The organism is Methylacidimicrobium tartarophylax, from assembly GCF_902143375.2.
GTDB classification, from domain to species: Bacteria; Verrucomicrobiota; Verrucomicrobiia; order Methylacidiphilales; family Methylacidiphilaceae; genus Methylacidimicrobium; species Methylacidimicrobium tartarophylax.
In genome coordinates this window covers 1-25,702 of record NZ_CABFVA020000015.1, presented here as the reverse complement: position 1 = coordinate 25,702, position 25,702 = coordinate 1, and the positions used below count along the sequence as shown (strand labels likewise).

Below are 25,702 nucleotides of genomic sequence, written 5' to 3'. Positions count from 1 at the left end.
GGGGGGCTTCGTTCAAAACCCTTAATGTTTATGTTAGGAAAATCTCGACTTCCGTGCAACGAAAGGGCTTTCGGGAGAGGGCCTCTTTTTGAGGATTCCGCTTCAGCCGGTCGCGTCGCGGCTGAGCGCCTCTTCCAGGGCAAGACGGCAGGCCGTGAGCTCTGTAAGAGAACCGTCTTTTGGCGGAGCGATGAGCGCCCCTACCTGGATATGGCATGCGCAGAACGGATGCGGAATCTGAAACCGGTCCCAGCTTCGCAGTTCCGACTTTCGGGAGAAGGAGCAGGTGATGGGAAGAATGGAGCGCCCCAGCAGTTGGGCGATTTGCAAGATGCCGTCCTGCAGCCGGTATCGAGGTCCGCGCGGTCCGTCGGGAGTCACGGCGATATCGCGTCCCTCCCGTCCCAAGCGGAGAATGGTGCGGAAACCGAGACTCCCTCGCCGCGAAGAAGAGCCTCGAGCCGCTTCGAATCCGAATTGGGAGAGCAGCCGGGACAGAAGCTCCCCATCGTTGCTCGCGCTGACGAGCGCCACGAGCCTGCGTCCGGGAAAGTGGCGCGAGTAGAGCGCCGGCATGACCAGGAGCCGGTTGTGCCAGAACGCAAAGATCAGAGGCTCCTGGGGAGGGTGGCTCACGATCCCCTGGGGGTCTTCGATGGTCAGCCGAAGCGTCTCCGTCAACCGCTGGACCAGAAAAGCCCCGAGCACCGGAGAAAGGTTTCTGCGCAGAGAACGACGCCGGGAAGCGAGCCAGGAACCCAGGCTTTGCGACCGTCGTTCCTCTGGGCGATTCTCTTCCGCTTCGAGGTCCGATCTCATTCCGATTCGCCGGCTGCTTCCGAAAACTCTTCCTTGAGGCGTTCGATCCGCACGCGCCGAAATTTCTGCGGGATCACGTCTTCGGCGATCAGACGAAAACCGTCGACATGGAGGGTTTCGAATCGTCTCGGTTGCCGACCCCATTGCGCGAGGCACCATTGGGATACGGTCTGCGTTGTTTCTGTGGGCAGCGGCCAATTGGTTTCGATCGCAAGATCCCGTAAAGGCAAATCTCCATCCACGGTGGCCGAATCCTGGGTCAATTCGTAGATCGGGCTCTTTTCGATGTCGAACTCGTCCCGAATATCGCCCACGAGCTCTTCGAGCACGTCTTCAAAGGTCACCAGGCCGATCATCTGGTTGTCCGGATCCGCCACGATGGCCATATGGGTCCGCGCCTTGCGGAACTGTTCGAGCATCGCGGGCAGGAGAATACTCGGCGAGAAGAGAAGAGCGGGACGGAGAAGGGAAGTCAGCGTGGTCTGTTTCCCCAAGGCGATATACTGCCAAAGAAGCTCTTGCAGAAGAATGATCCCGACGACCTGTTCGGCATTCTCTCCGCAGACGGGGAATCGGCTATAGCCGGAACTCTGCGCAACGCGGATCGTCTCCTCGATCGGCGCATCCCGCCAGAGCACCACTGCTCGCTCCCGTGGCACCATGACCTGCTCGGCCCGGGTTCGGCGCAGCCGGAGCGCTTTGACCATGATCTTGTTGATCAGCTCATCAAAAGGGTGAGGATGTGGGGAATGAATGAGGATCTGCTGGAGCTCCTCGGGGCTAAGGGAAGGGCCCGCGCTTTCCGGCTTGGGGAGGGCGAAGCCGAGGAGTCGGAGGAGACAATCCGCCGTCTGGTGTAAGATCCAGACGAACGGATAGAAGAGGTAGTAGAAGACAACCAGGGGAGGGCTGAGCAGAAGGACGATCTTTTGAGAGTGCTGCAGGGCGAGAAACTTCGGGGCGAGTTCACCCAGCGCAATGGAGACGAAGGTGATCAGGCTAAAACCCAGCACGGAGCTCAGCGAGTTGAGGTAAGGCCCTTGTGGCAGGCCGCTGGAGAGCAGGAGAGGAGTGAGCCACTCGGCCATGATCGGCTGGCCGGCCCATCCGAGCCCGATGCTCGCGAGAGAGACACCGATCTGGATCGCGGGAAGAAAACGATCCGGCTGCCGCACCATCCGCAAGGCGAAGGGCAGCCTCCAGTCGGAGCTCTTCAACAAGAGCTTGAGCTGGGTGACTCTAACCTTGACGATCGCGAATTCGATGGCGACGAAAAATGCGTTGGCCGCTACCAACAGCGGCAGCAGAAGGGCTCTCCACCCCGAATCCCCCCCTGTATCCATTCTTTCTCTATCTTTCCGGTTGTGGAAGTTTGTGGTGCGCCCGAATTCCCTTGGGTTAAAGACTATTTTCCGTTAAATGGCGGCTAGTCGCTTGGCTTCGTCATGAATTTTGCGGCCTCACCCTGCTCTGGTCGCCCGCGAGGCTCGTCAGAGGAGGAGGAGTACCGGGAGGCGCTCGCCTTTCTCGGTCGGTGCCGCCGGTGGGGTATGAAGCTCGGACTCGAGAACATGGAGCTTCTGGCCCGAGAAGCGGGATCGCCGCAAAACGGCTTGCATTTTCTTCACATCGCGGGCACCAACGGCAAAGGATCGACCGCTTCCTTCTTGGCTTCCGCGCTTCGCGCCGGCGGTTACCGCGTCGGTCTCTATACCTCGCCCCATCTTTGCACCATTCGCGAGAGAATTCAAATCGACGGGGTCATCGCCTCAAAGGCGCAATTTACTCGCTGGATTCGGACTCTTCAAGTGGCAATCCGCCACCTGGAGGAAAAGCAGCCGGGATTCGCTCCCACTTTTTTCGAGGTGCTGACGGCGGTGGCTCTTCTCGCTTTTTGTGAGGGGCAGGTTGATTGGGTGGTTTGGGAGACGGGCCTGGGCGGCAGGCTCGATGCGACCAACATCGTGCGCCCGGAAGCCTGCATCATCACCACGATCGGACTGGAGCACACCCGTCACCTCGGCTCCACCCTGGTCGAGATTGCGCGGGAAAAGGCGGGAATCCTCAAGCCGGGCGTATCGGCAATCATCGGGGTGGGCCAAGAGGAGGCTCGGGAGGCGATCCGGGAGATCGCTCGCCGGGTTGGCAGTCCCTTACGGGAGATCGGGGACTTGGGGATGGAGTCCTGCCAGGACGGAGGGCTTTGCCAAAAGGCGCGGATCGACGGCCAGCGGCTCGTCTTGGGTCTCTTGGGCAGCCATCAGGTACGCAATGCGGCCTGTGCCTACGCGCTGCTTCGATTGCCCTTGTTTTCAGGAAAACCGCTTCCCCAAAAGGCGCTTCGCTCCGGCTTCCGGACCATTCGCTGGCCGGGGCGCTTCCAGGTCTTGCAGGATGATCCTCTCTGGGTCCTGGACGGTGCTCATAACCCTCAGGCAGCCGAAGCCCTGGTCCAGACGTGGAAAGCAAGCTTTGGGAAGCGGCCCTATCACTTGGTCTTTTCCGTTTTGACGGACAAAGATTTCATGACGGTGGCCGACATTCTCTCCCGGCAGGCGAGCCAAGTCAGCTTGGTCAGACTGTCGACGGAACGAGGGCTTTCTCCCGCTCGCCTGACCGGCTGCTTTCCTCACTTGCCCTGCCAAGTTTACGATTCGTGGGAAGAGGCGAGGCGGGCGCTGGCGAAGGACCTGGGCCCGATTCTGGTCACCGGTTCTCTTTTCCTGGTCGGCGAAGTGCTGGCGGGATGTTGGGATCTTCTTCCTGAGTTCGAATCGAATGAGCTGCTCGAATCTCCCCACTCTCCCACGCCTGGTTCTTTTTGATCTGGTCGGGACCCTTCTTGAGCCCGCAGCTCCCGTGGGAGCGATCTACGCGGCCTCAGCCGCCCGGCATGGGATCCAGGTCGATCCCAAGATCATTGCCAACCAATTCCGGCAAGCTCGATCGCGCTACCGCTATCGTCCGCAAGCCACGGTCCCATCGGATGGGGACGACCGTCTATTCTGGAGAGAAATCATCCGGGAGAGCCTGGCTCCCGCGCTCGATTCCGGCCCGGGCTTGGAGAGGCAACAAGAGATTGTCGAAGAACTTTACGCGTACTACGGTCGCGGCACCGCTTGGCGGCTCTACCCGGAAACAAGGAGCGTGCTGGCGGATTTGCGGGGCTTGGGGCTGCGCCTGGGGATCCTTTCCAATTGGGATCGACGGGCGCGGCGGGTCCTGGCCGATCTGGGCCTGATTCAGTTTTTCTCAGCAGTCTTTTTGAGTGCCGAGTTGGGTGCGGCCAAGCCCGACCCGCGCCTCTACCGCCTGGTTTCCGACAGACTCGGATGCCCAACCGGAGAGCTTCTTCTCGTCGGCGACGATCCGGAAAAAGACGGAACGGCAGCCCAGGCTTGCGGATATGCGAGCTGGGTGGTACGGCGACCCGAGAGCGATCTGCAGGGGTTGCTTCTCCTATTGGCGAAAGCCGCGCGCCGCTAGTAGCCGTTCTCCGGCCGGCGGGTCGTGTGAGATCTCCTTTGCGTTTTCGTGCTCGCTGTGCGATAGGAAACCCCCGGTGACGGAACGGACGCGCCTGTCAACGGTCGGCCTGAAGATCCTCATGGGTGTCACGGGTCTCTTCCTGGTCGGCTACATCAGCCTGCATATGCTGGGAAACTGGCAGATCTTTCTCCCGGCGGTGTATATCAACCAGTACGCCTACCTGCTCAAATCGGTTCCGCTTCTTCTCTGGACCGTCCGTCTCCTGCTCCTCGCCTCCTTCGTCGTTCATGTCTCCTGCGCCGTGCGGCTTGCCCAGATTCGCCGGCTGGCTCGGCCGGTGCCTTACGATCAGCACAAGCCCAACGGGGCGAGTTGGGAATCGCGTTCCATGCTGCTGACAGGGATCGGGCTCGGCCTGTTCGTGCTCTTTCACCTTTATCATTTCACCTGGCACCTCCCTCCCTTTTCCGCTTTCGATGGCTTTACCGCCCATCTTAAGGAAACATCGCGTTCAGTGCCCGACGTGCACCGCATGATGGTCGAAGGGCTCAGGAACCCTTGGGTCGCGGCGGCTTATCTTCTGGGCATGGGGTGCCTCTTCTTTCACATCCGGCATGGGATCGACGGGATCTTTAGCACCCTTGGGCTGGTCAACCGGAGGAGCTTCCCCTGGGAGCGGTGGCTCGCTCATGCTCTAGGCTGGGTCTTTTTCCTCGGCTTTTCCGCCATTCCCGTGGCGATCGTGCTAGGGTGGGTCCGGTGACCCGCGGGGAAAAACGAAGGGAGAGAGGGCGATGAACGTGCCCGATGCTAGAATTCCGGAAGGACCGCTCGACCGCAAGTGGCAGACCTGTCGCGATCGGCTCGGCTTGGTTGCTCCGGCCAACAAGCGGCGGATGCGTGTGATCGTGGTGGGAACCGGGCTGGCGGGGTCTTCGGCAGCTGCTTCTCTGGGCGAACTCGGATATGGGGTCGACTGCTTCTGTATTCAAGACAGCCCGCGGCGAGCCCATAGCGTTGCCGCCCAAGGTGGGATCAACGCGGCGAAAAACTACCGGAACGATGGGGATTCGGTCTATCGGCTCTTTCAGGACACGCTCAAGGGAGGAGACTTCCGAGCCCGCGAGGCGAATGTTTATCGGTTGGCGGAGCTCAGCACGCGGATCATCGATCAGTGCGTAGCGCAAGGGGTACCTTTCGCCCGGGAGTATGGCGGGCTTCTCGCCAACCGCTCCTTCGGAGGGGTGCAGGTCTCCCGCACCTTTTACGCACGCGGAGCGACGGGCCAGCAGCTCTTGCTCGGCGCTTATGGCGCTCTGAATCGGCAAATTGGGTTGGGACAGGTGGAGATGCATCCACGCACCGAAATCCTTGATCTGGTCGTCGGCGACGGCCGCGCCCAAGGAGTGATCGTGCGGGACTTGGTCAGCGGCCGGATTTCCGCTTGCTCGGCCGACGCAGTCGTCCTGGCGACCGGGGGCTACGGCAATGTCTTCGCACTTTCGACAAACGGACAGCTTTCCAACGCGACGGCGATTTGGCGGGCTTATCAGAAAGGAGCGGGTTTCGCCAACCCCTGCTTTACCCAGATTCATCCGACGTGCATTCCGCCGTCGGGCCGCTCCCAGTCGAAGCTCACCCTGATGTCGGAGTCGCTGCGAAACGACGGGCGGGTCTGGATTCCGAGCCGTGCGAATGATCGCCGTCCTCCAAACCTGATCCCGGAAGCCGAACGGGATTATTTCCTCGAGCGCCTCTACCCGAGTTACGGGAATCTCGTTCCTCGAGATATTGCCAGCCGGGCGCTCAAACGGATGTGCGACGAGGGACGGGGCGTCGGCCCCAATGGTCTGGGCGTCTACCTCGACCTGAGCGATGCCCTGAGTCGGCTGGGTCCCGCGGCGATCCGGGAGCGCTACGGGAATCTCATCGACATGTATCGCCAAGTAACCGGAGAAAACCCGATCGAGCAGCCGATGCGGATCTATCCCGCGATCCATTACGTCATGGGCGGTCTTTGGGTCGATTACCACCTCATGTCGACGGTCCCGGGGCTCTTCGTGCTGGGCGAGGCCAACTTTTCGGATCATGGAGCGAACCGACTGGGGGCGAGTGCCCTGATGCAGGGTCTCGCGGACGGGTACTTCATCCTGCCCTACACGATCGGGGATTACCTCTCTCGGAAGAAGACAGGCTGTCTGTCCATCGACGCGGCTCCTTTTCGAGACGGCGCACGGAATTCGGAAGCGCGGCTCGCGAAGCTGCTCGCGTTGCGTGGGCCGAAGAGTCCTGCGGAATACCATAAAGAGCTTGGCGCACTGCTCTGGGAGCATTGTGGCATGGTCCGAAACGGCCAGGGGCTCAAATTGGGGATCGAGAAGATTCGGGAGCTCCGAGACTCTTTCTGGAAGAATGCCCGGGTGGTCGGCTCGGGCGAGGGCTATAACCAAGCGCTGGAGCGGGCTGCGCGCGTCGCCGATTACTTGGAGCTCGGCGAACTCCTCTGCCTCGATGCGCTTTCTCGGGAAGAATCCTGCGGCTGCCATTTCCGGGAAGAGCATCAGACGGAGGAAGGGGAATGCTTGCGAGATGATGCCCGCTTCGCCCAGGTTGCTGTCTGGTTCTTTCGGGGAGAAGGAGAGGCTCCGGAGCGGGCGGCCGAGCCGCTCCGGTTCGAGAGCCTGAAGCCGGTCGCCAGGAGTTACAAGTAGGTGAGGATCACGCTGCGGCTCTGGAGGCAATCCTCCCCGGCGGAACAGGGCGGGTTTGTCGAGTACGTTCGGGAGGAGGTACGCCCTGACCTCTCCTTTCTGGAAATGCTTGACGAGCTCAATCAAGATCTGGAGCGGGCGGGAAGGGAGCCGGTCGCCTTCGAGCATGATTGCCGGGAAGGGATTTGCGGTAGCTGCTCCCTGATGATCAATGGGCGGCCGCATGGACCCGGAGCAGGAACGACCACCTGTCAGCTCTACATGAGGAGCTTCGCGGACGGAGAGCGGATTACCGTGGAGCCCTTTCGCAGCAGGGCGTTTCCCTTGATCAAAGATCTAGTCGTCGATCGGAGTGCATTCGACAGGATTCTGCAATCCGGAGGCTACATTTCCGTCGGGACCGGTCAGGCCCCGGAAGCCAACACCGTTCCCGTCCCCCATTCGGTAGCCGAAGAAGCCTTCGACGCCGCGCATTGCATCGGCTGCGGTGCCTGCGTAGCCACTTGCATCAATAGCTCCGCCGTCCTCTTTGTCGGCGCGAAGGTGGGCCATTTAGGGCTTCTTCCCCAGGGGAAGATCGAGCAGGACCTCCGAGTGCTAAGGATGGTCCGGGCGATGGATCGGGAAGGTTACGGCGCATGCAGCTTCACACGGGCTTGCGAGGCGGTTTGTCCGAAAAACATTTCCGTTGAGGTGATCTCCGTTCTCAACAGGGCGTATTGGCGCGCCCGGGCGAAGGAGTTTCTGGGCTGGATCAAGCCGGTCCGGTAGGCTTTGCCCCCGCTGGGTGTCCGATCGTCCCCGCTTCCAGCGGGAAAGAAACAAACGTGATGGAGAAAAAGGAAGAAGGGAGTCCTGCCCTGCAAGGTTTGGGCTGGCTTCTGGACTGGCTCCATCGCCGCTTCTTCTGGGCGCTGATCGCCGCCCACGGGCTGGCGGCTTTCGCTCCGGCTTTTGGGCAGCGGATTCGGCAATTCACCTTTGGCTCGATTCCGATCTTCGGGGAATCCTTCTCGATTTCTCTGCCCGTCGTTCTCCTTTTTCTCTTGCTCTGGAACGGGGGATTCGGCGTGCCGGGAGGTAGGTTAAGAGAACTCTTCGGCAACCTTCGCGCGCTGATCCCCAGTCTTCTGGTCAATTTCTTTCTCCCCCTTCTCTTTCTGGCCGCTCTGCGAGCCGCTCTCGGGCTTTGGCACAACCAGGAGGAAGTGGAGAACCTTATGATGGGGCTCGGGATTGTTGTCGCCATGCCCATCGCGGGAGCTTCGGCGGCTTGGTGCCAGAATGCGGGAGGGGATATGGCCCTCTCCTTGGGCCTGGTGCTGAGCTCTACGGTTCTGAGTCCCTTTTTAGGATCTCTTTCTCTTCACGCCGTGGCCTCGATGGTGGGGGGGGATTATGCGGAAGATCTTCGCGAGATGGCTGGACGCGGAATGGGGGTATTCCTCATCCTCTGCGTGGTTCTGCCCTCCTTGCTTGGGATTATGGTCCGGCATCGCGCGGGAGAAGCCTTCTTCGCCCGTATCCGCCCCGCCCTGCGTCCCGCCAACGAGCTGATTCTCCTCTGGCTGATTTACATGAATGCCGCGGCGGCGCTCCCTTATGCATTCCGGTATTTTGACGCAGATTTTCTCGCAATGCTTTTGGTCGGATCCGGCATTCTCTGCGTGATCCGTTTCCAATGTGGAGACTGGCTGGGACGGCTTCTGCGAGTCTCCATGCCGGAGAGGACCGCGCTCGTCTATGGCCTGGGTATGAACAATAACGGCAGTGGATTGGTCTTGGCCGCCTTTACGGTTCCTGACCACCCGCTGGCGATTCTACCCATCGTTTTCTACACTCTCCTCCAGCAGATTACCGCGGCATGGTATTACAGCTACTGGGTTCCGCGCCGAAAGATTTGAAGAAGCGTCTTCGAATCCTGCCTTGGATGGGCTAGCCGAAGCGGCCTGTCAGATAGTCTTCGGTCTGCTTCTGGCTGGGATTGGTAAACAGCTTCTTGGTCGATCCGAACTCGATCAGCCGGCCTTCCAGAAAAAAGGCGGTACGATCCGCCGTTCGTCCGGCTTCCTGCAAGTTGTGGGTGGCCAGCACAATGGAATACCGCTGCCCTAAATCCCGGATCAGCGATTCGATCTGTGCCGTCGCAATCGGGTCGAGCGCCGAGCATGGCTCGTCCATGAGCAGGACTTCGGGGCGGACGGCCAGGGCCCTGGCGATGCAAAGCCGCTGTTGCTGGCCACCGGATAGCTCGGTACCCGGAGCATGCAGCCGGTCCTTGACCTCGCTCCAAAGAGCTGCCATGCGGAGCGCCTCTTCGAGGCGCTCTTCGAGAAGCTCTCGGTTTCGTGTGCCGGCCAGCCGCAAGCCGATCAGGACATTTTCCTGGATGCTCATGGTAGGAAAGGGGTTCGATTTCTGAAACACCATGCCGACACGGCGGCGGAGGAGGATCGGATCGCCGCTTGACTCATAGATGTCGTCCCCGAAGAGGCGGATTCGCCCTTGCACGCGTGCGCCCGGAGTAAACTCATGCATCCGGTTGAGCGCTCGCAAGAAGGTGCTCTTGCCGCACCCGCTGGGTCCGATGATTCCCGTCACTTGATGGGAGGGAATGTTGAGTGAGATCCCATGGAGCACGGCCCGGCTCCCGAACCAGACATGCAGATCTTCGATTTGAAAGGCCGGCGACTGCTTCTGCGGATCCGCTCCTTCGGAGGAGGCGGGCACTGCTCGTTTGGGATCGGAGGCACTCGCGCTCATTGGGATTTTCCCTTGGCCAAGGCGCGGACTACAATACTCATGAAAAAGACTAAAGCGAGCAGAACCAGCGCCCCAGCCCAGGCTTGCCTGTGCCAATCGGGATAGGGAGAAATCGCATAGGTAAAGATCTGAAGCGGGAGCGCGGCCATCGGCTCTTGCAAGTGAGCGGCCCAGACGCGATTTCCGAAGGCGGTGAAAAGGAGGGGTGCTGTCTCGCCTGCCACACGAGCCGCCGCGAGCAAGACGCCCGTGAGCACCCCTCTTCGGGCGGTCGCCAAGATGATGTGGAGAATGACTTGGCCGCGCCGGAGGCCCAACGCGAGTCCCGCTTCGCGGTAGGCGGAGGGAACGAGCCGGATGACATCTTCTGTCGTTCGTAAGATCAAGGGGATCATGATAAAGGAGAGGGCCAGCCCGCCGGCGAGGCCGGAGAAGGTCTTCATTCGGAGGACTACCCAGGAGTAGACCACGATACCCCAGATGATCGAGGGCACGCCGTTGAGTACATCCGCGGTAAACCGGATGGCCGCACGAAGGCGGGCGTCGCCGTATTCGCAGACGCAGATTCCGCCGAGCACGCCGACGGGGGTTGAGACCAGGGTGGCGAGGGAGACCAGAATGCAGCTTCCGACAATCGCATTCGCCATTCCGCCGCCGGTCTCGCCCACCGGCTTCGGCAGCTGCGTGAGGAAGTCCCAAGTAAGAGAAGAGCCTCCGGAAGAGAGAAGGAAGACGAAGACAAGGAGAAGCGGACTAATGACGACGATTGCCGCAAGAATAGAAAGGATCTGGAAAAAACGGTCGACGACTTTTCGAATCCAAAAGTGGCGGGAATCCGCCCTTTCCTCATTGGAAGCTTCTTTTTGTGAATGCGGCTTCGGATGGGAGGGGTTCGGCTGAGGGCTCATCCGTTCGTCTCCATCGATTGGGTGCGGAGCGGCCGGGGCGCAAAGAAGAAGGGCACGCTACGGATCAGCAGCCGGGCCAAGAAGTTGACGACAAAGGTCACAGCGACCAGGGTGAGGCCGATTTCGAAGAGGGCGGAAAGGTGCTCTTCGGAGGTCACTTCGGCAAATTCGTTGACCAGGACGCTTGCCAGGGTATAGCCGGGAGCGAAAAGCGAGAGCAGGATTTCCGGGCGGTTCCCAATCACCATGGTCACCGCCATCGTCTCTCCCAAGGCTCGGCCCAAGCCGAGAACCCCGGCTCCCACAAGGGAGCTCCGGACATAGGGGAGCACGGCCACGCGCATGACTTCCCAACGGGTGGCTCCCAATGCCCACGCCGCTTCTCGCAGCGTCAGCGGAACCGATTGGAGGATTTCAATCGCCAAGGAGGTAACGATGGGGGTGATCATCATCGCAATGACCAGGGCGCCGGCCAATAGGCTCACTCCGTAAATCGTCCCTTGGAAAAACGGGAGCCAGCCGAAAAACTTCTGCAAGAAAGGAAACGCGGTCTGCCGCAGCCACGGCACCATTTCGAACATGGCCCAGAGTCCCCAGACGACGCTCGGAACGGCGGCCATGAGATCGACGAGTGCCAGGACAGGGCGGCGAAGCCGGACGGGCGCGAATTCCGTGAGAGAGAGGGCCGTGGCGACCGATAACGGAAAGGCCAGGAGCAAGGCGAGGGCGGAAGAGACAAAGGTTCCATACAAAAAAGGGAGAGCCCCGAATCGACCAGCAACCGGATCCCAGTGGGAGCTGACGAGAAATCCCGCGCCGTAACGGCGAATCGCCTCCTTCGCTCCCTGATAGAGCTCCCATCCGAGCAGAGCCGCGAGAGCCAAGACGGAGATCCCCGCTCCTACCACCAGGAACCCAAATCCCTGATCCAGGATTCGACCGATGCGCGCGGAACTGGTCCAGGCTCTCGCGCCGGCGTCGGGCGGAAGCTCGTCCGAGGGTGGCTTGCGCCGGAAGGGGTTCAACCTGTCCTTCCTCCCCATCCCCAAGGAGAGCCAAGCCCCTGCTTGCCCTCAAGGGCATCGTAACGCGGTCTGCCGTCCTTCATTTGATCGCGCATTCTTATCGGATCTCCGGCAAGCTGGCTAGAACCCGTTCTCGGAGGCGAGGGGGGAGGGGAGCGTAATCGAGCGAGGAGGCGAGCGCCTGGCCGTCAGTGAGACACCAGCGCACAAAAGAGAGAAGCTTTTCCGCCTTTTGGCGATTCGACGGCTTCTCGTAGAGCAGCAGCCATGTCAATCCGGCAATCGGGTAGGCTCCGGTGTTCTCTGCGTCGGCAATCGAGATGGGGAAGTCACCCGGCGTAAGCGATGTCGGTGCCAAGGCCTGGGCAATCGATTCGGGCGAAGGGAGAACGTAATTCCCGGCACGATTTTGCACGGCCGCGAAAGGGAGTCGGTTTTGAAAGGCAAACGCGAGCTCCAGATAGCCGATTGCCCCCGGGAGGGAGCGGATCTGCCCCGCCACTCCCTCGTTGCCTTTGGCCCCGATCCCGGACGGCCACCGGACCGCCGTACCCCGCCCGACGATTCCGGACCATTCTCGACTGATCTTGGAGAGGTAGTCGGTGAAGATGTAGGTGGTGCCGCTTCCGTCCGAGCGGTGGACGACGACCAGAGGCAGCGATGGGAGCGTGATCCCCGGATTGATCTCGGCAAGCCGCGAGTCGTTCCAGTTCTGGATCCGACCCAAGAAGATATCGGCGACGACATCTGGGGTGAGACGGAGTGGGGGAGAGCCGGGAAGGTTGTAGGCAAGCGCGTCGGCGCCCGCAATCATCGGGATGTGGAGGATCTTGCCGGGCGCGGTCTGCAGGAGGGACGGGCGCATGGGGCTGTCTGAGGCTCCGAAATCGACGATCTGGTGAAGCAGCAGCTGCTGCCCTCCCCCCGATCCGATTGCCTGGTAGTTGAAGCGTACCGTACCGTCGAGTCGCTCGTAGGTCGCGAACCAGCGGGCATAAAGGGGGTAGGGGAAGGAGGCGCCTGCACCGTTGATCAGAGGCTTCGATTCGCCTCCCGGGAGGGCCAGTGCGAACCAAGCGAGGAGCAAGCTCAAGAAAAGGAAAAGGCTCCAAGGACCTGGAATCTTCATTCGAAGGAAAAACCACTACGGAATCGACCTCTATCGGTAGCCCAAGGTTGTCTTCGTCAGGAAGGTTGTCGTCTTCTTTCGCGGCCAGTCGCTCCGGTGTCTCTCCCCTCTCCGGGAACGGACAGGTCTGTTGGGCGATTGACCCAGAACGGCTGCTTATGCCACAAGAGGAGACGGCGCACCTTTTCGTCAAGGAAAAGTGGGAATAGAGAAGCAGGTTCTCGTGGTGGTGGAAGCCGATCCGGCGCGAAGTCCTCGTGCGGCGGAGGGGCTCCGGGTTGCTGCGGGATTGTCGATGCATCCGGAGCTTCTCGTTACCGTCGTCCTTGGGCGAGAGGCGGCCCGGTCCTGGAGGGAAAAATCGCCTCGGCCCATGGACCAGGAGGTGTGGGACCGGGCTCTTGCCGACCTTGCCGAAAATCAGGTGCGCTTGCTCGAAGAGGAGCCCATTGGCGCTGCGTGGCATGGGGTGATTCGTTTCGGGGATTAGAGAGGAAAAGAGGAGGGAAGCAGGTTGAACACAGATATGCCCGTCTATCTGGCGGAGCGGAAGAGAGTGATTGATGAGGCGTTGCGGCACTACCTGCCCCCGGGTACCAAGAAGCCGCAAGCGCTGCATGAGGCGATCCGTCATAGCCTCTTTGCCGGGGGAAAGCGCATGCGTCCCATCCTCTGCTTGGCGGCGTGTGAAGCGGTGGGCGGGGACTACGCTCCGGCGCTTCCGCTTGCCTGCGCGGTGGAGTGCATTCACACCTATTCGCTCATCCACGACGATCTTCCCGCCATGGATAACGACGATTGGAGAAGAGGGAAGCCGACTCTCCACAAGATCTACGGAGAAGCCATTGCCATCCTGGCCGGGGATGCGCTTCTTGCCGAGGCTTTCGCGATCGCTTGCCGCTATGGCGGGGGGCGATATGGGCCGGGGGTCGTGGTGGGCGAACTGGCCCGTGCTTCCGGCAGCCGGGCGCTGGTGGGTGGGCAGGTGGCCGACTTGGAGGCGGAGGGGAGGGAGATTTCGGTCCGTGAGCTTCGGGCCATTCACTTGCGGAAGACCGGCGCCCTCATTACCACTGCTCTCCGCTTGGGGGCCATGGCGGGCGAGGCGAGCCGCGAATCGCTGCGCGCGGTCACCGAGTTCGGCCGCTCGCTCGGGTTAGCATTCCAAGTGATCGACGATATTTTGGACGTGACGCAGACCAGGGAGACGTTGGGAAAGAGTGCCGGGAAGGACTTGGCGGCAGTGAAAGCGACCTATCCCCGGCTGCTGGGGCTCGATGGCGCCCGGCTCGCGGCCCGACGGTACACCGCACGCGCCCACGGAGCGCTTGCTCCCCTGGGAGAGAAGGGCACCATTCTTGCTAATTTAGCCGGCCATCTGCTCTCGAGGGAAAGCTGACCGGCGGAAGGACCAGAAAGTCTCGATTTTGGGTTGACGCGGACGGGATTCGCACGTTATCAGCCGACGTTCCTATGCGCTCTGGAAAATTGTATTCCCAACCTTCCGAAAGAGAAGCTCAGACGAAGCCCGTCTTGGTAATCGAGGAGACGTTGACTCATCCGCAAGCGATCGGTCTGGCGATCGCACGAGCGCAAAACTATCTTCTCTCCACCCAGAAGCCCGATGGATATTGGGTAGGAGAGCTTTTTGCCGACGTGACCCTGGCTTGCGATCGGATCTTGCTGATGCACTGGCTCGCCAAGGTCGACTACCGCAAGCAGGCCCGATTCGTGAAGCACATCCTGGATCGGCAACTTCCTGACGGGGGATGGAACATCTATCCCGGCGGTCCCAGCGAGCTCAATGCCACCATCAAAGCGTATGTCGCCCTCAAGCTTGCGGGCTTTGCTCCGGAAGATCCGGTCATGGAGCGAGCCCGGTCTACGATCTTGCGGCTGGGTGGCATTCCCAAGTCGATGACCTACACGAAGTTGGGGCTCGCCCTTCTTGGGATCTATCCCTGGCATCAGCTTCCCGTGATTCCGCCGGAGATCGTGCTCCTCCCGAATTGGTTTCCCTTTCATCTCTACAAGATGTCGGCATGGACCCGAACGATGCTTGTCCCGCTGGCGATCATCCACCATTTTAAGCCGACCCGGCAGCTTCCTGCGCACCTCCGGCTCCACGAGCTCTTTCCTGCGGGTACAGAGCAGGAAGGGATCTCCTGGATCTGGTCGACCAAGTTTCTTTCCAAGAGAAACGTCTTCTTATTGTGCGACAAGCTGCTCCAGATTTGGGACCGTTCTCCCTGGAAGCTGCTGCGCAAGCGCGCCTTGAAAAAGGCGGAGGAGTGGATCGTGCAACGGATGGGCCAGGGATCGGATGGACTCGGAGCCATCTTCCCGGCGATGCATTATGCGATCGTCGCGCTCAAGGCATTAGGCTATCCGGAGGAGAATCCCCTCTACCAGAAGGCACTTCGCGACTTCGAGGGTCTGGAGGTGGACGAAGGTGAGGAGCGCGACTTTCGGGTCCAGCCTTGCGTGTCGCCCGTCTGGGATACCGCCGTTGCGGGAGTGGCCCTGGGGAGATCCGGACTGGCCGCCAATCGAGCCGAACTTCGAAAGGCTGCTGCCTGGTTGATGGAGCGGGAAATTCAGGTGAGGGGCGACTGGTACGTGAACAACCCTCATCCGGAATGCAGTGGCTGGGCGTTCGAATACAACAATGTCTATTATCCGGATGTCGATGACACGCTGATGGTGCTTCTTGCTCTGTTGCGCATCGAAACGGACGACGAGGAGAAAAAGCAGGAAGTGATCGAGCGCGCCTTGCGCTGGGTGATCAGCTTTCAGTGCCGGAATGGTGGTTGGGCTGCTTTCGACAAGGATGTCAACAGTCCCTGGCTCGAAGACGTGCCTTTCGCCGACCACAATGCGATTCTCGATCCTCCCTGCTCGGATATTACGGCCAGGGCGCTCGAGCTGGCTGGGATGAGGGGAATCAAACGGAGCGAGTCTTTTGTTCAGCGCGGGATCCGGTTTCTGAAGGAGACCCAGGAAGCCGACGGTTCGTGGTTCGGACGGTGGGGAGTCAACTATGTCTACGGCACCTGGCAGTCCCTCCGTGGGCTACGGGCGATCGGGGAAGACATGAATCAACAGTGGATCCTCCGGGCTCGTGACTGGCTGGAATCTTGTCAAAACGAGGATGGTGGCTGGGGAGAGACGCCGGACTCCTACGAAAACCCACAACTCAAAGGCAGGGGGCCGAGCACGGCCTCGCAAACCGCCTGGGCGGTCATGGGAATCCTCGCGTGTGGGGAAGTCGATCGTCCCAGCTTGCAGCGGGGCGTTGCCTATCTTCTGCGAAAGCAGGATCCGGACGGCTCATGGCCGGAGGAGTTTCTTACCGGGACGGGTTTCCCCGGCGTTTTCTACCTGAAATACGACATGTACCGGAATGCCTGGCCTCTCCTCGCCCTTTCCGAATATGCTCAAGCGCTCTCCCTGGCCAAGGAGCAGACCGAGAATTGGGTTCGTGCGACTCTTTCCATCGCGGTTCGTTCTCGCTCCAGCGCCGGCAGACTCGGATGATCGGAATTGCATTCGCCGTCAGGCACGAGGCCAAGGAGTTCCTCGCCGCGCTCGAAAAGAAGCGGTGGGAAAAAGCAGCCGCGGCTTCGCTCTGCACCGGCTGGCTCAGGCAGCAGGAGGTCGCGGTCGCCATCATCGGTATGGGTCGGGAGAGGGCGGCGAGGGGAACCGAGCAGTTCTTGGGGCAGTTTCCCGTGCGTTTCCTCGTCCTTGCGGGATATGCCGGAGCGCTGCGGCCCGAGATCAAGCGGGGACAAATCGCCGTAGCCTCCAACTATTTGGATGCAGGATCGGCGCTCTGGTTTTCCGGAGCGGAAGTGCCGGAAGCGCGCATTGCGACGGCCGATGCCGTCGTCGGCGATCCGGAGAGCCGGCGCAAGCTGGCGGAGGCAACGGGCGCAGATCTCGTCGATATGGAAACGGATGCCGTGGCGAACATCGCCCGATCCAGAGGAATTCCTTTCGTGAGCCTTCGCGTGGTCACCGACGATTTCGAAGACCGGATCCCGGTGGATGCGATTGCTGCAGCCTGGGAGAGTCAGGGAGGAAGCATTCGTCCCATCCCGTTGGCGCTTCATCTGGCGACCCACCCTGCGGAGATTAGACCCCTTCTGCGGTTTGCCCGATTTCTTCCCGAGGCCCGGCATCGATTGACACGCAGGCTCCTGGAGCTAGTCTATAGCTTAGAAGGAAGTGGAGGAACGAGTGCAAACTAGGCTCATCGAAATCACCCCGAAGGCCCTGGATGAGATTAAGAGGTTGGCCCCGGTTCCGGGGGCTGCCCATTTACGCATCGCCGTACTGCGGGGCGGTTGCGCCGGCTGGGAATACCGGATCGAGTTTTCGACGGCGCAACCGGGTGACGTCGAGTGGCAGGATGGTGAAATTCGGATCGCCGTCGATCGCGAAAGTGTGGCGAGGCTGGAAGGAGCGGTCCTCGATTATCAAGGCGGACTTTCCGGGGCGGGTTTCCGGTTTCGGAACCCCCATGCGCGGGGAACGTGCGGCTGCGGGACCTCCTTCGAGGCATAGCCGGTCAGGGAGCCGTACGCACTGGAATGTGTTTATTTCCTTCTCTCCTGCCGTCAAAGGCTTTGCCTGCGCAAATCCCTTTTGCTTCCTTCGGTGGAAAATCGCGTAGAGGCGGTCATGGAAGCTCGTAGGGCTTACCCTTTCGACCGCATCGAGGCGAAATGGCAGCGAGCCTGGCAGAATCGTGGCGTCTTCCGTGCGGCCAATCCCGGAGAACCGGGTGCGGGAAAACCGAAGTATTACGTGCTCGACATGTTTCCCTATCCCTCGGGCCGGGGACTGCACGTTGGTCACCTCGAAGGCTATACTGCGAGCGATATCGTGGCCCGTTACAAGCGGATGTGCGGATTCAACGTTTTGCATCCGATGGGCTGGGACGCCTTCGGCTTGCCTGCAGAGCAGCATGCGGTAGCGACGGGCATCCATCCGCGAATCACCACGGAACGCAATATTGCCAACTTCCGCGAGCAGATTGCGGCAATGGGCTTTTCCTACGATTGGTCGCGGGAAATCAACACGACCGATCCTCGCTACTACCGCTGGACCCAATGGATCTTTCTCCAGCTGTTCCGACGCGGGCTTGCCTACGTCGCCGAAGCGCCGGTCTGGTATTGCCCGGCGCTCCAGACGGTCTTGGCCAATGAGGAGATTCTCCCCTCACCGGAAGGCCCGGTTTCCGAGCGAGGCCACCACCCGGTCGAGCGACGACCGCTGCGGCAATGGATGCTTCGCATCACCGCCTATGCCGAGCGGCTTCTCGCCGACTTGGATCTCGTCGATTGGCCGGAATCGATCAAGGAGATGCAGCGGAACTGGATCGGGCGCAGCGAAGGTGCCCTCATCCGATTTCCGATCGAGGGAAGCGAGAGTTCCCTCGAGGTCTTTACCACTCGTCCCGATACGCTCTTCGGCGCGACCTATCTGGTCTTGGCGCCTGAGCATCCACTGGTTGCCCAGATCACTCGCCCGGAATGCCGGGAGGCTGCGGAAGCCTATCAACGGGAGGTTGCCAAGAAGAGCGACTTGGAGCGGACGGAGCTCATCCAGGAGAAGACGGGTGTCTTTATCGGGGCCTTTGCGATCAATCCGGCAAGCCGAGAGAGAATTCCCGTCTGGATCGCCGATTACGTCCTTTTGTCTTACGGGACGGGAGCGATCATGGCCGTACCGGCGCATGACGAACGTGACTTCGAGTTTGCTTCCCTCTTCGGTCTCCCGGTGCGCTCGGTCGTGCATCCAAAGGAGTCGGCATCTCTGCCAGCACGCTGCTTTCCCGGAGAGGGAATCGCCTGCTCCTCCCAGTTTCTGGACGGCTTGCCCACAGCGGAAGCGAAGAAGGCGATGACGGCTTGGCTCGAGGAAAAGGGTCTAGGCAAGCGGACCGTCCAGTATCGGCTGCGCGATTGGCTCTTTTCCCGGCAGCGATATTGGGGAGAGCCCTTTCCGATTGTCTGGCGGAACGGGGAGGCGCAGCCGGTTCCCGAGACGGTGCTTCCCGTTCTCCTGCCGGAGCGAAAAGAGTTTTCTCCCGAGGCGGGCGGCTTTGCTCCGCTCTCCCAGGAAAAGGGCTGGGTGGAGCTACCGGACGGAGCCTGCAGAGAGACTAACACGATGCCTCAGTGGGCGGGCTCTTGCTGGTACTACTTGCGGTATCTCGATCCCGGAAACGACAGAGAACCGGTGTCTCGGGAAGCGGAACGATACTGGATGGGACCCGAAGGAGTCGACCTCTATATCGGCGGAGCAGAGCACGCGGTGCTTCATCTGCTCTATGCCCGCTTCTGGCATAAGTTCCTTTACGATATCGGAGTGGCTTCGACGCCCGAGCCGTTTCACCGTCTCGTCAACCAGGGCATCATCCTGGGAGAAGACGGCCGGAAGATGTCCAAGTCTTTTGGGAATATCGTCAACCCGGAGAGCCTGCTGCGGGAATACGGAGCCGATACCGTGCGGCTCTTCGAAATGTTTCTGGGACCATTGGAGCAGATGAAGCCCTGGTCTTCGCAAGGGCTCGAAGGGCCTCACCGCTTCCTGGCTCGCGTCTGGCGACTGGTGATGGAGGAGAACGCCGAGGGCCGCTGGATGCCACGTTCGGACATTTCGACGGAGGAGGCTCCCCTCGCGATCCAGCGACTTCTTCATCGTACGATCCGCAAGGTCACAGAGGATCTGGAGCGCCTCTCCTTCCATACGGCGATCGCGCAGATGATGATTCTGGTCAATGCCCTGACGCGCCAGCCGGTCCCCTCCCGGATCGCTCTCGAGACGCTGATTTTGCTCCTTTCGCCCTTCGCTCCCCATCTCTGCGAAGAACTCTGGTCGGTGCTGGGTCATCCCGAATTCCTGGCCTATGGGCCATGGCCGGAAGCCGATCCCCTACTTCTGACCGAGGAGGAAGCGGAATGGGTCATCCAGGTCAACGGCAAGGTTCGAAGCCGGATGACGGCGGCGCGGGATCTCGGTCAGGAGGAAGTCGAATCCCTGGCACGCCAACGACCGGAGATCGAGTTATGGCTCGAAGGAAAGCCCGTGCAGAAGGTGATCTTCGTTCCTGGGAAGCTCCTGAACTTCGTGCTGGGCCGGAAATAGGCGATGCCGTGAGCCTGCGGTCCCCGGGTCGGAAGGTCCAACCTCCCTCTGCCTTCTTTAGGAGGCTTGCGAGACCGACGAGAAGGTGAACTCCTTTGCGACCAGCGCGGGCACCCGAGCGGGGAGATCGTCGACCTCCGATCCTACGGTAGCCTCGGGCTTTCCGAGAGCCAGGGCATTCTTGAGAAGGGTCACCGGGCTTTCGTTGAAACGGAAGTTGTTTACCGGGTGGGCGATCTTCCCCTTCTCGATCCAAAAGGTCCCATCGCGAGTGAGCCCGGTGAGCAGGAGCGTGCGAGGATCGACCGTTCGGATATACCAGAGTCGGGTCACGAGCACGCCTCGATCGATGCGTTGGATCAGCTCTTCGGTCGAGCGGTCGCTGCCGGACAGGAGCAGATTGGTTGGTTCGGGAATCGTTGGGGCCTTCTTCTCTTGCGCCCAAAAACGAGGGCGAATCAACTCTTGGAGCTTGCCCTGGTCGATCCAGACCCTGGGTGTTGCCGGAAGACCATCCGTCGAATAGATGGAGCCGGGAGCCACCGCGTCTTCCGGATCGGAGCGGAGCGAAATCAGGTCCGAGAAGAGCGTTTCTCCCAAAGCCGTTTTTCCTCCCGGGCGAGAAAGAAAGCTGCGCCCCTCGTCCGCGGGACGGGCGTGGAGCGAAAACAGGAGCATGCCGACCAGGTCGCATACGGCCGAAGGCTCGAGCAGGACGGTGTAACTTCCCGGTGCAAGAGGTTGAGGATGGCGTGAGCGGAGCGCCTTCTCCATTGCCCGTTCGACGAGGACGGGGAGGGAGATCTCATTAGGAGAATAGGCTGCGCTCGCCGCCCAGCCCGCGCCCTCTCCGTCCCGAGTGCGGGCGGAGACCGTATATTGAAGGCGAGTCGCCTGCTGGAAGACCCAAAGGCCGGTTGTGGCCGTATAGGCCGAAAAGCTGCTTTCGCATTCTAGGAAAGCCGCCCCAACGACTCGCTTGGCTTGCGCCGCGGCGAGGACCGTCTGCCCCTTTTCTGCCAGATCCTTTGCTGAAAGGCGGGCTGCCTCGGAGGAATAGCCCTTGGCGGGAGGATAGGTCTGTGCTCCGGGCGGGGGGAGAAATTCCGGATCTTCCGGAGAAACGCGAGCCACCTCCTCCGAACGGCGGACGAGCGCGGCAAGGTCGTTAGGATCCGCCTTGTTTCCCGCTGCTTCCCCTCTCCGTTTTCCGAAGGAGGACTCGACGCGGCAATGGAAGCCCTCGTCCTCTCCGTCCGTCGTGACCGTGTTGCAGGCGAGGCGCACATTGAGGCGGCTCCAGCCGGAAATTTCGGCGACAGCGGTTTCCGCTCGGGAATAGGAGAGAAGTTTGGTTCCGAGCTCCCGGGCCTCCCCTTCCGACAAAATCATATGCCTCTCCCGGTGTTGAGGATCTGGATTCCCCGGAAGCGGGCGGGGACGGCTCCATGCGAGACGGGTGCGGACTGGACCGGCTGACCCTTGCCGCAGGAGAGCGTTCCGCCGAGCCAGTATTCCTTTACCCCACCGAGCCCATCGCAAGCATTCCAGAAAGGGACGGTCGTGCTCTGATAGGCAACATCACGGAGCATCTCGCCGAGCTTCCCCTTCCGGATCTCGTAGAAGAGCTGTCCGCCGAACTGAAAGTTCTTGCGCTGCTGATCGATGCTCCAGCTTCCGTCCCCGACGATATAGACCCCGTCCTCGACGCCTGCGATCAACTCCTCGAGGGAGACATCCTGTTGCGAGGGCTGTAGAGAGATGTTGGGCATGCGCTGGATCGGAAAGTAGGCGTGTCCTTCCGCGAAGGAGCAGGCGTTGGAGTGAGGGAGGCCGATCCAGCGGGACTGGCCGATGGCCATCTGAAAATTTTCAAACCTCCCGCGGGAGATGATCGGGAATCGGGCGTAACGAGCCGGCATCCCGTCATCGTCATAGGCCGCCGTGGCCAGGCCGCCCGGCTGATCGCGGTCGGCCATCACCGTGACGATCTCACTGGCAAAGCGCAAATGGCCCCGGTCGGCGGGCTTGACGAATGTCGTGCCGGCAAAACCCGCCTCATAGCCGAACGCGCGGTCGAGTTCGGTGGAATGGCCGATGGTTTCGTGGAGGGTAAGCCATAGGTTGGTGGGATGGAGAACCAGGTCCTTCTTGCCTGCGGCGACAGGCTTGGCCTTGAGCTTTCGGCTCGCATCCTCGGCTGCCTGACGTGCCTCCTGTTTCCAGTCGTGCAAACGGATATATTCATAACCGGCTGCCCGCGGCGGAAGGAAACTAGAGCGGTTGGCAAAGCGCCCGGTACCAGGATCGGTTGCGGTGACGGTGAGACGCGGATAGGTGCGGAAAAAGAGCTGCTCGAGAAACGAGCCGCCGCTCGAGGCGAAAAACTTTTCCTGCCGGACGAAGAGGAAAAAGCTTCGGCAGAAAGGAGCGCCTGCCGCCCTGGCCGCCGCATTGATTCCGAGAAGCTCCTCTGCCTTTTGATCCAAGGGGATGGAGAAAGGATCCTGCTCGATCGGCACGCGCCAACGGTCGATCCTCGCTTCGACCCGCTCCAGCTCGACCCGTTGCGTGGCCAGAGCACGGTTGGATTTCGCCATCTCCACCGCGCTGCGCGAGCACGCGCTCGCGTGCGCTGGGTCGAGCACGCTTGCGGAGCTGAATCCCCAAACGCCGTTCACAAGAACCCGCACCCCAAGACCGCTGCTGGCGGAGACCTCGACGTTCTCGATTCGTTCTTCCCGAGCGGAGAGCACTTCGGATTCGGAAAAAAGGACGCGAACGTCTGCGTATCCGGCACCGGCGGTTCTGGCTGCATCCAGCGCGGCCTCCGCGAGCCGGGCGGCCTCCTCCCGACGGGAAGATCGTCCTTCCGACGTTGCGGCGGCCAGCGGCGCGCCGCCCCCGAGGAGGCCGGCAGCCAGGCTTTGCAGGAATTTTCTGCGGGAGATGCTCATGCTATGCCGGACCTATCCTCGATTTACCCATAGCAAGAGCGCCTGGGTCGCGGCAAGGGCAGCGTTACTTGGGCAAGGAATCGGCAGGTGACGGGCTGCGCCGCCCGCAGCGAAAAAGGCTGCCGTTGCCGGCGGTCGTGGTAAAACAAAAAGAGGGAGGGAGACAAGAAGTGAATACTGATGCGGAAACCTGGCTTGCCGAACACGAGGAAGATCTCTGTGCGTTTCTCGCGGAGATCGTGCGCATCCCGACCGTGAATCCCCCGGGGGAACATTATACGGATCTGGTCGAGAGGTTAGATGCCAAGCTTCGGGAGATGGGCCTTTCCACGGAAATCGTAACGGTGCCTCGGGAGATCGTCGCCAAAACTCTCCGGGCGGACTTTGCGGACTTTCCTCGTCATAATCTGGTCGGACGCTGGGACGTTGGCGCGAAAAAGACCGTCCAGTTCAACTCCCATTACGACGTCGTTCCCGCGGCGGGAATTTGGAAACATCCTCCCTTTTCGGGCAAGCGCGAGGGTGGCTGGTTGTTCGGTCGCGGAACCGCCGACATGAAAGGCTCCCTGGTCGCTAGCCTCTTTGCGGTGGAGGCGTTGCGGCGGACGGCGCTCAAACCTCATGTCAACGTGGAGTTGGCTTTCGTGGCCGATGAGGAAATCGGCGGAGAACTCGGCACAGGCTATCTCGTCAGCCAGCGGAGGAGAACCCCGGATTTTGCCGTCGTTTGCGAAGGGGGAGCTGCGGGTAAGATCGGCATCGGCCACAATGGCATCGTTCAGTGGGAAGTGACGGTGCTCGGCAAAGGAGGTCACTCCGCCTATCCAAGCCGGACCGTGAATGCCTTCGAGGAGATGATCGCGCTTGTCTCGCGCATCGAACCGGAGATCAAGCGGACTCTGGCTGATCCTCGCAAGCGCTTTGTGACTCCGTCGGGCGAAGAACTGGAGCCCGTGGTCAACCTGGGCGGGGTCTTTGGCCCCGGGAAGGCGGCAAAGGTGAATATCATTCCGGGAGAGGCGAGCTTCACGGTCGATCGGAGGCTCACTCCGTCCGAGGAGTTGAACGTGGTCGAGCGGGAGTTGCGCGAGATCATCCAATCGGCCGCTGCGAAATGCCGCATGGGGATTCGGATTCGGCAGATTCACACGACGGCCCCGTGTGCTCTCTCTCCCCTCTCCGCATTGCCTCAGGCGTTCCGAAGAGCGGTGCAAGGGGTGCGGGGAGGGCGTGCGCGCTTCACCGTGAACCGGGGCGCGACCGACATGCACTACTATGCGCGGAAACGAGGGATTGACACGATCGGCTACGGGGTCGAAGGGAAAAACATCCATGCCATCGAGGAGCGGATCTCCGTTGCGGATCTCGTGACCACCGCCAAAGTATACGCTCGATTCCTGCACGATTTTGTGCCGGGCTCCCGGGAAGGCGGATAGGCGGCCGGATGAGGAACCTTCGTAGCCGAGGAAGCGGTAGGGAAGGAGCCGGTTTACGCGATCAAGCGAACTCGCTAGAGGCATTTCCTCGCGTATGGTGGTGTTTCCTCCTTCTTCTTTTCGTGGGATCGGCAGTCGTCTGCCTGTCGCGGGCTTACCCGCAACAGCATCCATTCGAAGCGGGCGTCGGGGTCGTCTACGCTCCCGGGCACGCCTTCATCCTGAAAGCGCCCGAGGGATGGATTCTCGACCGGGAATCCCGAGGGAAGGGCCGATGGGAGCCGGTCTTCTATCCAGTCGGTTTTACGGCGAAAGACACCCCCACGCTCATCTGGGCGGGCTCGAAACGTGCCGAGCCGGGCAGACCCAGCCGAATCGAGAATCTCTTGGAGGAAATGGCGCAGTCGTTGTCGCCCCCTCGTGGAGAGGGGGTCAAGGCCGTGCCCCTCGAGGAGGCCCGAGTCGGGAAAGGTTTCCATGCACAGATCTACGGCCTGGTTTCAAAGTCGGGCGGAGAATCGCTCTTCGAGAGGGTAGGTTGTATCCCGAGCGCGACGACGATCGACTATGTGGTCCTCAGGGCAAAGGACAAGGGTTTCTATGAGAGATCTCTCTCCGCTTTTAACGCGATTGTGAAGTCCTACATTCCCTTTCGGGGAGGAACCGTTTACATCCCAAGATGAGACAGGCGGTGGAGGAACGGGAGGGAGCTTGTGGAAGGCACGCTGGGAATCGAAGGAGGAGGCACCAAGACGACCTGGATTCTTCTGGATTCGGGAGGAGAGGTGCGCCGGCAAGGCCTGGCCGGGCCAGGAAATGTCAGCCTGCTGCAGGAGGACGAGATCCGGAAGCTGCTTGCCGGAATTCGGTCGGAGGTTGGAGGGGAGATCCATTCCATTGGAGCAGCCTTTGCGGGCTGTCGTCTGCCGGAGCAGCGGCAGCCGATTGCCGAGATGCTCCGCGCCTTGTGGCCATCGGCGGTCCGCGTCGTAGTCGCCGAAGATGCCCGTTCGGCCTTTGCGGGGGCATTCGGCTCCGGAGAGGGAATTATCGTCATCGCGGGAACGGGCTCGAACGTTCTGGGGTATCGGGAAGGGCGCTGGGCGCGAGCCGGAGGCTGGGGGCACATCCTGGGGGACCCGGGCAGCGCGTACGACTTGGCCCACATCGGGCTCCAGCGCATCTATGATGCCTTCGATGCCACGGGGGAGGTCGTGCCGCTGGGCATGTCCTTTCTGCAAACGACCGGCCAGAATGGCTTGGATGAGCTCTTCTTCCACATCCTTTCCGATCCTTCGAAGGATCGG

23 protein-coding genes are annotated in these 25,702 nt (G+C 61.0%); 15 read left to right on the top strand and 8 right to left on the bottom strand.

Features of this window, described 5'->3' with window-relative positions; all coding sequences use genetic code 11:
• Positions 1-102 precede the first annotated feature (102 nt).
• On the bottom strand, positions 103-819 hold the full coding sequence (locus MAMT_RS02320) for a lysophospholipid acyltransferase family protein (protein WP_142659334.1): 717 nt from the start codon (positions 817-819) through the stop codon (positions 103-105).
• Entirely contained in the window at positions 816-2,162 is a 1,347-nt protein-coding gene (locus tag MAMT_RS02315) for a hemolysin family protein (RefSeq protein ID WP_142659333.1), read from the bottom strand. The genes MAMT_RS02320 and MAMT_RS02315 overlap by 4 nt, the downstream gene beginning before the upstream one ends.
• Positions 2,163-2,369: 207 nt before the next feature.
• On the opposite strand from MAMT_RS02315, the gene MAMT_RS02310 reads away from it, so the two are divergent.
• The 6 genes from MAMT_RS02310 to MAMT_RS02285 all read left to right on the top strand — a co-directional run bounded on the left by MAMT_RS02310 (position 2,370) and on the right by MAMT_RS02285 (position 8,923).
• The gene (locus MAMT_RS02310; RefSeq protein ID WP_246186480.1) at positions 2,370-3,644 is read left to right on the top strand and encodes a bifunctional folylpolyglutamate synthase/dihydrofolate synthase; all 1,275 of its coding nucleotides are present in this window, start codon (positions 2,370-2,372) and stop codon (positions 3,642-3,644) included.
• Entirely contained in the window at positions 3,598-4,305 is a 708-nt protein-coding gene (locus MAMT_RS02305) for an HAD-IA family hydrolase (RefSeq protein ID WP_142659331.1), read from the top strand. The genes MAMT_RS02310 and MAMT_RS02305 overlap by 47 nt, the downstream gene beginning before the upstream one ends.
• Positions 4,306-4,381: 76 nt before the next feature.
• Entirely contained in the window at positions 4,382-5,071 is a 690-nt protein-coding gene (locus tag MAMT_RS02300) for a succinate dehydrogenase cytochrome b subunit (protein ID WP_246186479.1), read from the top strand.
• Positions 5,072-5,102: 31 nt separating this feature from the next.
• A complete protein-coding gene (locus MAMT_RS02295; RefSeq protein ID WP_142659330.1) occupies positions 5,103-7,019 on the top strand; it encodes a fumarate reductase/succinate dehydrogenase flavoprotein subunit in 1,917 nt (638 codons plus the stop codon).
• The gene (locus MAMT_RS02290; RefSeq protein WP_142659329.1) at positions 7,020-7,790 is read left to right on the top strand and encodes a succinate dehydrogenase/fumarate reductase iron-sulfur subunit; all 771 of its coding nucleotides are present in this window, start codon (positions 7,020-7,022) and stop codon (positions 7,788-7,790) included. It abuts the gene before it with no gap.
• Between the two features lie 59 nt (positions 7,791-7,849).
• Positions 7,850-8,923 (top strand): bile acid:sodium symporter family protein, encoded by a 1,074-nt coding sequence (locus MAMT_RS02285; protein WP_142659328.1) that lies wholly within the window; start codon positions 7,850-7,852, stop codon positions 8,921-8,923.
• A gap of 31 nt (positions 8,924-8,954) precedes the next feature.
• On the opposite strand, the gene pstB is transcribed toward MAMT_RS02285, so the two are convergent.
• The 4 genes from pstB to pstS form a co-directional block, all read right to left on the bottom strand.
• Positions 8,955-9,782, bottom strand: coding sequence for a phosphate ABC transporter ATP-binding protein PstB (gene pstB, locus MAMT_RS02280; RefSeq protein WP_246186478.1), 828 nt, complete (start codon positions 9,780-9,782; stop codon positions 8,955-8,957).
• Positions 9,779-10,690 carry a phosphate ABC transporter permease PstA gene (pstA, locus tag MAMT_RS02275; protein ID WP_142659327.1) on the bottom strand — a complete coding sequence of 304 codons (912 nt, stop codon included), beginning with the start codon at positions 10,688-10,690 and terminating at the stop codon, positions 9,779-9,781. Before pstA ends, pstB begins: the two co-directional genes overlap by 4 nt.
• On the bottom strand, positions 10,687-11,715 hold the full coding sequence (gene pstC / locus MAMT_RS02270; protein ID WP_142659326.1) for a phosphate ABC transporter permease subunit PstC: 1,029 nt from the start codon (positions 11,713-11,715) through the stop codon (positions 10,687-10,689). Before pstC ends, pstA begins: the two co-directional genes overlap by 4 nt.
• Before the next feature lie 97 nt (positions 11,716-11,812).
• Positions 11,813-12,808, bottom strand: coding sequence for a phosphate ABC transporter substrate-binding protein PstS (pstS, locus tag MAMT_RS02265; RefSeq protein ID WP_246186477.1), 996 nt, complete (start codon positions 12,806-12,808; stop codon positions 11,813-11,815).
• Positions 12,809-13,043: 235 nt separating this feature from the next.
• Between pstS and MAMT_RS02260 the strand changes: the two genes are divergently transcribed.
• The 6 genes from MAMT_RS02260 (at position 13,044) to leuS (ending at position 20,002) form a co-directional block, all read left to right on the top strand.
• Entirely contained in the window at positions 13,044-13,334 is a 291-nt protein-coding gene (locus tag MAMT_RS02260) for a hypothetical protein (RefSeq protein WP_142659324.1), read from the top strand.
• A 36-nt stretch (positions 13,335-13,370) separates the two neighbouring features.
• On the top strand, positions 13,371-14,243 hold the full coding sequence (locus MAMT_RS02255) for a polyprenyl synthetase family protein (RefSeq protein WP_178086864.1): 873 nt from the start codon (positions 13,371-13,373) through the stop codon (positions 14,241-14,243).
• Between the two features lie 134 nt (positions 14,244-14,377).
• The gene (gene shc, locus MAMT_RS02250; RefSeq protein ID WP_142659353.1) at positions 14,378-16,381 is read left to right on the top strand and encodes a squalene--hopene cyclase; all 2,004 of its coding nucleotides are present in this window, start codon (positions 14,378-14,380) and stop codon (positions 16,379-16,381) included.
• A complete protein-coding gene (locus MAMT_RS02245; protein ID WP_142659322.1) occupies positions 16,378-17,097 on the top strand; it encodes a phosphorylase family protein in 720 nt (239 codons plus the stop codon). The genes shc and MAMT_RS02245 overlap by 4 nt, the downstream gene beginning before the upstream one ends.
• Positions 17,087-17,413: a HesB/IscA family protein gene (locus MAMT_RS02240; RefSeq protein ID WP_178086862.1), complete on the top strand. Its 327-nt coding sequence runs from the start codon at positions 17,087-17,089 to the stop codon at positions 17,411-17,413. Before MAMT_RS02245 ends, MAMT_RS02240 begins: the two co-directional genes overlap by 11 nt.
• A 117-nt stretch (positions 17,414-17,530) precedes the next feature.
• Entirely contained in the window at positions 17,531-20,002 is a 2,472-nt protein-coding gene (gene leuS / locus MAMT_RS02235) for a leucine--tRNA ligase (RefSeq protein WP_142659352.1), read from the top strand.
• A gap of 57 nt (positions 20,003-20,059) precedes the next feature.
• Here the strand turns inward: leuS and MAMT_RS02230 are convergent, their stop codons facing one another.
• Together MAMT_RS02230 and MAMT_RS02225 are read right to left on the bottom strand one after the other, a co-directional pair.
• Positions 20,060-21,394 (bottom strand): TldD/PmbA family protein, encoded by a 1,335-nt coding sequence (locus MAMT_RS02230; protein WP_142659320.1) that lies wholly within the window; start codon positions 21,392-21,394, stop codon positions 20,060-20,062.
• Positions 21,391-22,959: a TldD/PmbA family protein gene (locus tag MAMT_RS02225; protein WP_142659319.1), complete on the bottom strand. Its 1,569-nt coding sequence runs from the start codon at positions 22,957-22,959 to the stop codon at positions 21,391-21,393. The genes MAMT_RS02230 and MAMT_RS02225 overlap by 4 nt, the downstream gene beginning before the upstream one ends.
• Positions 22,960-23,129: 170 nt before the next feature.
• Between MAMT_RS02225 and MAMT_RS02220 the strand changes: the two genes are divergently transcribed.
• From MAMT_RS02220 to MAMT_RS02210, 3 genes are all read left to right on the top strand, one after another.
• Entirely contained in the window at positions 23,130-24,395 is a 1,266-nt protein-coding gene (locus MAMT_RS02220; protein WP_142659318.1) for a M20 family metallopeptidase, read from the top strand.
• An 8-nt stretch (positions 24,396-24,403) separates the two neighbouring features.
• Complete coding sequence (locus MAMT_RS02215; RefSeq protein WP_142659317.1) at positions 24,404-25,078, top strand: hypothetical protein; 675 nt, start codon at positions 24,404-24,406, stop codon at positions 25,076-25,078.
• Positions 25,079-25,108: 30 nt separating this feature from the next.
• Positions 25,109-25,702: N-acetylglucosamine kinase (locus MAMT_RS02210; protein WP_281289090.1), on the top strand; the 594-nt coding region annotated here is incomplete at its 3' end.

Bases quoted from the DNA above. Each gene is read 5' to 3' on its own strand.
- MAMT_RS02285 (WP_142659328.1), top strand. From the start codon at position 7,850: ATGGAGAAAAAGGAAGAAGGGAGTCCTGCCCTGCAAGGTTTGGGCTGG.
- MAMT_RS02245 (WP_142659322.1), top strand. From the start codon at position 16,378: ATGATCGGAATTGCATTCGCCGTCAGGCACGAGGCCAAGGAGTTCCTC.
- MAMT_RS02295 (WP_142659330.1), top strand. From the start codon at position 5,103: ATGAACGTGCCCGATGCTAGAATTCCGGAAGGACCGCTCGACCGCAAG.
- leuS (WP_142659352.1), top strand. From the start codon at position 17,531: ATGGAAGCTCGTAGGGCTTACCCTTTCGACCGCATCGAGGCGAAATGG.
- pstA (WP_142659327.1), bottom strand. From the start codon at position 10,690: ATGAGCCCTCAGCCGAACCCCTCCCATCCGAAGCCGCATTCACAAAAA.
- MAMT_RS02320 (WP_142659334.1), bottom strand. From the start codon at position 819: ATGAGATCGGACCTCGAAGCGGAAGAGAATCGCCCAGAGGAACGACGG.
- MAMT_RS02310 (WP_246186480.1), top strand. From the start codon at position 2,370: ATGAAGCTCGGACTCGAGAACATGGAGCTTCTGGCCCGAGAAGCGGGA.
- MAMT_RS02230 (WP_142659320.1), bottom strand. From the start codon at position 21,394: ATGATTTTGTCGGAAGGGGAGGCCCGGGAGCTCGGAACCAAACTTCTC.
- MAMT_RS02315 (WP_142659333.1), bottom strand. From the start codon at position 2,162: ATGGATACAGGGGGGGATTCGGGGTGGAGAGCCCTTCTGCTGCCGCTG.
- MAMT_RS02255 (WP_178086864.1), top strand. From the start codon at position 13,371: ATGCCCGTCTATCTGGCGGAGCGGAAGAGAGTGATTGATGAGGCGTTG.
- MAMT_RS02305 (WP_142659331.1), top strand. From the start codon at position 3,598: ATGAGCTGCTCGAATCTCCCCACTCTCCCACGCCTGGTTCTTTTTGAT.
- pstB (WP_246186478.1), bottom strand. From the start codon at position 9,782: ATGAGCGCGAGTGCCTCCGATCCCAAACGAGCAGTGCCCGCCTCCTCC.
- MAMT_RS02225 (WP_142659319.1), bottom strand. From the start codon at position 22,959: ATGAGCATCTCCCGCAGAAAATTCCTGCAAAGCCTGGCTGCCGGCCTC.
- MAMT_RS02215 (WP_142659317.1), top strand. From the start codon at position 24,404: ATGAGGAACCTTCGTAGCCGAGGAAGCGGTAGGGAAGGAGCCGGTTTA.